General features: G+C 74.3%; 3 protein-coding genes and 2 pseudogenes. 2 read left to right on the forward strand and 3 right to left on the reverse strand.

Going from position 1 to position 5,316, the window contains the following annotated elements; genetic code table 11:
* A pseudogene (locus JM949_RS33125) lies at window positions 1-1,072 on the forward strand (hypothetical protein); the annotation flags it as partial.
* Window positions 1,073-1,112: 40 nt separating this feature from the next.
* Here JM949_RS33125 and JM949_RS33130 read toward each other — a convergent pair.
* From JM949_RS33130 to JM949_RS33140, 3 genes are all read right to left on the reverse strand, one after another.
* On the reverse strand, window positions 1,113-1,511 hold the full coding sequence (locus JM949_RS33130) for a hypothetical protein (RefSeq protein ID WP_203151992.1): 399 nt from the start codon (window positions 1,509-1,511) through the stop codon (window positions 1,113-1,115).
* Window positions 1,508-1,957, reverse strand: coding sequence for a hypothetical protein (locus JM949_RS33135; protein WP_203151993.1), 450 nt, complete (start codon window positions 1,955-1,957; stop codon window positions 1,508-1,510). The genes JM949_RS33130 and JM949_RS33135 overlap by 4 nt, the downstream gene beginning before the upstream one ends.
* Before the next feature lie 368 nt (window positions 1,958-2,325).
* Window positions 2,326-3,204: an alpha/beta fold hydrolase gene (locus tag JM949_RS33140; RefSeq protein WP_203151994.1), complete on the reverse strand. Its 879-nt coding sequence runs from the start codon at window positions 3,202-3,204 to the stop codon at window positions 2,326-2,328.
* A gap of 292 nt (window positions 3,205-3,496) precedes the next feature.
* On the opposite strand from JM949_RS33140, the pseudogene JM949_RS38160 reads away from it, so the two are divergent.
* Window positions 3,497-5,316: pseudogene (locus JM949_RS38160) on the forward strand (ATP-binding protein); the annotation flags it as partial.

A 5,316-nucleotide genomic window follows, 5' to 3' on the forward strand; every position in this document is an offset into this window, starting at 1 on the left:
CTACCAGACGGGGCAACTGCTCGGCGGCTACCGGGGCGACGGCGGGCCGCCGCTGCCGTACCGCTGGACGCTGCTGGCCTTCTTCCTGCACGTGGCGGCGGCGGTGCTGTTGTGCGGCGCGTTGACAGTGCTGTCCCGGCGGCGGCGTCGCCGAGCGGCGGCGGCGATCATTGCCCGCGACTTCCCGAGCGTGCCGGCGGAGGCGCTCGGGCGGCCACGACTGGCGACGAAGGCGGTCGCCCGTGCCCGGTTCACCGAGTGGCTGGGCCTGCTCGCGGTCGCGTACGCGGTGCTCTCGGTGGTCGGACTGGCCACGAGTCTGCTGGGGCGAACCGGGCGCGAGCCGGAGGAGTTGGCGCGGCAGCTCTTCGGGCTGCCGGCCGAAGTGGTCGGAATGGGCCTCGCCGGGGGCACCTATCTCCTCGCCGCACTGCTTCTCGCGCTGCTGGCCGGTGGTGTGTTCGCCTACCGGACCGCGTGGTTCCGCCGGCACGTCGGCATCCTGTGGGACCTGGGTACCCTCTGGCCCCGGGCCGCACACCCGTTCGCGCCGCCGAGCTACGCCGACCGGGCGGTGCCGGAGCTGGCCGACCGGATCGGCCACCTGACCGAGCGACACGGCGGGGTGCTGCTCTGCGGGCACAGCCACGGGTCGGCGCTGCTCGCGCTCGCGGTGCTGCGGCTGCCGCCGCGGGTACGTCAGCGGGTCGCGCTGCTCACCTACGGGTCGCCACTGGACCGGTTGTACGCCCGGCTCTTTCCGGCCTACCTCAACGAGCAGGTGCTGCGGCAGGTGGGGGAGCGGGTGGAGTGGCGCTGGCTCAATCTGTGGCGGGACACCGACCCGGTCGGTGGTTGGATCTTCGCCGCGCACCGGCCCGGCGATCCGCCCGCCGATCCCGACGACCCGGCCGGCCGGGTCGACCGTCGGCTGCGGGACCCACGGGACCTGGTGCCCGGGCCGGGTGAGCGGGGTGCGCCGCCGCTGCGGGGGCATCATCCGGGCGAGAACGACCCGGAGTTCCGGGCGGCGGTGACCGAACTCGTCGAACGGCTACGTCGCGCCGGGTGAGACCCGGTGGTGAGACCGGCGGTGCGGGCCGGGACGCCGGTCAGCGGTCCATTCCGGGGATCCGGTCGGACTCCGCCACCGTCGCCCGGACCTTGCGCAGGGTGGCGTCTGGGGCGCGGATCGCGGCACGCCAGCGGTCCAACGTCCGGGTGAGCACCCTGACCACGAACTGCAACTGGTTGACCTGCTCGCGCAGCACACCCAGCTCCGACCGGGCGTTCAGCGCCTCGCCCTCCAACTGCGTGATCCGGGTCTGCAGCGGTTGCACGAGCGTGAGGGCCGCCTCGGTGAGGGTGTCGGCGGCGTCGGCCTTGAACTTGCCTCGCTGCACCACCACTGTCGCGATGGCGGCCAGGCCGGAGCCGCCGCCGAGGATGCCGAGCACGCTGAGTGCCACCTGCACCCAGTGCGGTGCGGCGGGCGACGGTGCGGTGATCACGGAACACCTGCCTGCAACTGGTCGTAGGTCATGAATTCGCAGGCCCGGGCCAGTCGGCGCAGGTCGACGACGATCTGTGCGGCCCGCCAGAGCGACCCGACCGCCACCGCCAGCACGAACGACGTCGCGACGATGGAGTTTCGGCCCGTCATGACCAGCAGGGCCACCGTGTACATGCTGGTGATCGTGCCGAGCACCAGCACCGACGCGAGTTCCAGGCCGAGCCCGGTGGAGAGCCGGCCGGGCCAGAGGATGCCCAGCAGCCCGCCCACGCCCACCGCGATCAACCCCAGTTCCCAGGCGGCCTGAATGGGCGCCGGCATGGACGTCTGGACGGAGGTCGGCCGCACATTGAGGATCATCATGAGCGTTCCACAGATCGGCGCGGCGATCAGGACGGCGACCTCGTATGGCTGGTGGCGGGATCGGATACGTAGCTGCCCCACGGCGACTCCTTGGTCGGGGACCGTCAGTCAGCAGCGGCCGGTGGGCCGGTGCCGCGGTGGGTCGCGTCCGTGGTGCGGCGCTGCGTGCGACGGAGCCCGTTGGCGCGGGTGCGGGTGGACGGTGGGTGGGCGAGATAGGAAGCGACTCGCCGTCGTTGGCTGCCGGTATCTGCCTGTGTATCACCGATGACCGGTTGTCGTCCACCTGGTGTAACGTCGCATTCCCGCAGGTCAGGCCTCATCTCAGCGCGCCTCGCGGGCCGTCGGGCCAGCGGACCGGGGGCGCCCCGGCCAGATCGCGCCCGCCGTGACGGCGAGTGTCGGATATCTGGCGACTGTGACGGTGGTGTGGCCGGGGCGCCTAGTGATCAACGGGCGAGCAGGGCGCGCACCTCCCGCAGGACGTCCGCCGGGGCCTCCTCCGCCATGAAGTGCCCGCAGGTGACCGTCCGGTGTTCCAGGTCCGGTGCCCACGCCCGCCACACCTCGGCCGCGTCGTAGCCCAGCGCCGCGCCCCAGTCCTGCTGGAGCACCGTCACCGGCATCCGCAACCGGTTGCCGGCCGCCCGGTCGGCGGCGTCGTGGGCCACGTCGACCCCGGCCGACGCGCGGTAGTCGGCGACGATCGAGGGGACCGCGTTCCGCGACGCCCGCAGGTACGCGGCCCGCACCTCCGCCGGCAGCGCCTCCGGAGCACGGGTCCAGACGTCCAGGAAGTGACCGAAGAACGCGTCCGGGCTGCCGGCGATCAGCTCCTCGGGCAGGCCGGGCGGCTGCGCCATCAGGTACAGGTGGAACGCGACAGCGGCGCTGCTGCCGTGCAGCACGTCCCACATGTCGAGGGTGGGGAGCACGTCGAGCAGGGCGAGCTGGCTGATCGCCGTCGGATGATCGAGACCGGCGCGGAACGCCACCAGGGCGCCCCGGTCGTGCCCGACCAGCGCGAACCGGTCGTGGCCGAGCGCGGCGGCCAGCGCCACGACGTCGGCGGCCATGGTGCGCTTGGCGTACCCGGTGCCGTCGGTGTCGAGGGGTTTGTCGCTGTCGCCGTAGCCGCGCAGGTCGGGGCAGATGACCGTGTGGTCGGCGGCCAGGTCGGCCGCGACGTGCCGCCACATGAGATGGGTCTGCGGAAAGCCGTGCAGCAGCACGACCGCCGGCCCGGAACCGCCCACGGCGGCGTTGAGCGTCACACCACCGGCGACGGTGACGCGCCGGTAGTCGAATCCGTTGATCCTGGGGTCCACGGGGAACCTTCCTGGTGAGCAGTGCCGGCTGGGGGCGGAGGCCCCTCGCCGCCGTACGTCGTCGAGCCTGGCCGGTGGCGATCAGCGGACGGTCAGCGGCGGATCAGTGCCGGCCCGCCGGTCGGCCTAGATTGGTGCCATGACCAGGCCGGTGACGACGCCTGTCGCGGTGACCTTCGGCGTGCTCGGGCCGGTGATCGCGGCGACCGGGAGTGGCCCGGTTCCCCTCCGGGGGCGCCGGCAGCGGCTGGTGCTGGCCCGGCTGTTGATCGCCCACGGTCGGGTGGTGCCGGTGGATCGTCTCGTCGACGACCTGTGGGAGGTCGCCCCGGACGGCGCGGTGGGCGCGATCCGGACCTTCGTCGCCGACCTGCGCCGGGCCCTGGAGCCCGACCGACCGCCCCGGCAACCACCTCGGATCCTGGTCACCGAGCCACCCGGGTACGTGCTGAGGGTCGCCCCGGACGCGGTGGACGCCGGACAGTTCGAGGCGGCCGTCGGGGAGGCGGCCCGGTTGCTGGGTGCGGGACGTCCCGCGCCGGCGCTGGCCGGGCTGGACGCGGCGCTCGGGCTCTGGCGCGGCCCGCGTACGCCGACGCCGCGAACGAGGCCTGGACGGTCGCGGAGATCAACCGACTGAACGAGCTGCGCTCGCTCGCCGTCGAGCGGCGGGCCGAGGCGCTGGTGGCGTTGGGGCACCCGGAGCAGGCCGCGGCCGATCTGCCGGCGCATCTGGCCGACCACCCGTTACGCGAGGACGCCTGGCGCCTGCTCGCGGTGGCCCGGTACCGCACCGGCCGCCAGGGCGACGCGCTGGCCGCGCTGCGGGAGGCCCGGAACGTCCTGGTCACCGAGTTGGGCGTGGACCCCGGTCCCGAGCTGCGGCAGCTGGAGGCGGACATCCTGGCGCAGGCGCCGCACCTCACCCCGCCCCCGGACCGCACCGTCACCGGCGGTCGACCCGTTCCAGCCGTGGAGTCGGGCGCGACGGCCCGGCAGCGTCCGTTCGTCGGCCGTGACAGGGAGCTGGCCCGGCTGGGCCAGGCCGCCGAGATCGCCGCCCGACGCCGACGGCCCACCCTGGCGCTGCTCAGCGGTGACCCGGGTGCCGGCAAGACCGCGCTGGCCGAAGCCCTGGCCCAGCGACTCGCCGCCGAGGGCTGGACCACGGCGTGGGGACGCAGCCCGGAGTACGAGGGCGCTCCACCGGCCTGGCCGTGGACCCAGGTCACCGACGCGCTCGCCGCAACTGTGGACGCGGTGGCGGCCAGCGGCCCGGACGGCGGTCCGGCCGACCCCGCCGCGGCGCGGTTCCGCCGGCACCGCCTGGTCGCGTCGCTGATCTCGGCGGTCGCCGACCGCGGGCCGGTGCTCCTGGTCCTCGACGACCTGCACCGCGCCGACGGGGACACCCTGGACCTGCTGACCGCACTGCTCACCGGCCCGCAGCCGGCCAGTGGGCCGGTGCTCATCCTCGGCACCTACCGGGTCACCGAGATCAGCCCGGAGCTGACCGCCACCCTGGCCCGCGCCGCCGGCCTGGAACCGCTCCGCGAGTATCTCGGCGGCCTGTCCGCGCCGGCGACCGGCGAACTGGTCCGCGCCATCGTCGGGACCGGACCGAGCCCCACCACCGCCGAGCTGATCCACCAGCGCAGCGGGGGCAACCCGTTCTTCGTCCGCGAGCTGGCCCAGTTGTACGCGGCGGAGGGGGAGGCGGCACTTGTCGCGGTGCCGCCCGGGGTGCGGGACGTGATCCGGCACCGGTTGGCGCAGTTGCCCGCGTCGACCCGTACCGTGCTGCGCCAGGCGGCCGTGCTCGGCCGGGACCTCGACCCGGCCCTGCTGGGCACGTTGGCCGGTGACCCCGCAGCCACACTGGACGCCGTCGACCGGGCGCTACAGGCCGGCTTCCTCACCGAGCGCGAATCCGACGGTCAGCTGCGCTTCGCCCACATCCTGGTCCGCGACACGCTCTACTCCGAGCTGTCCGTGCCGCGTCGCGCCGCCTGGCACGCGGCCCTCGCCGAGGCCCTGCGGCGGCGCGATCCGGTCGAACCCGCGGCCCTCGCGTACCACCTGCTGCGCGCGGGTGGACCGGCTGCGCCGCGC

The sequence above is a fragment of the Micromonospora tarensis genome (genome assembly GCF_016803395.1).
Taxonomy (GTDB): domain Bacteria; phylum Actinomycetota; class Actinomycetes; order Mycobacteriales; family Micromonosporaceae; genus Micromonospora; species Micromonospora tarensis.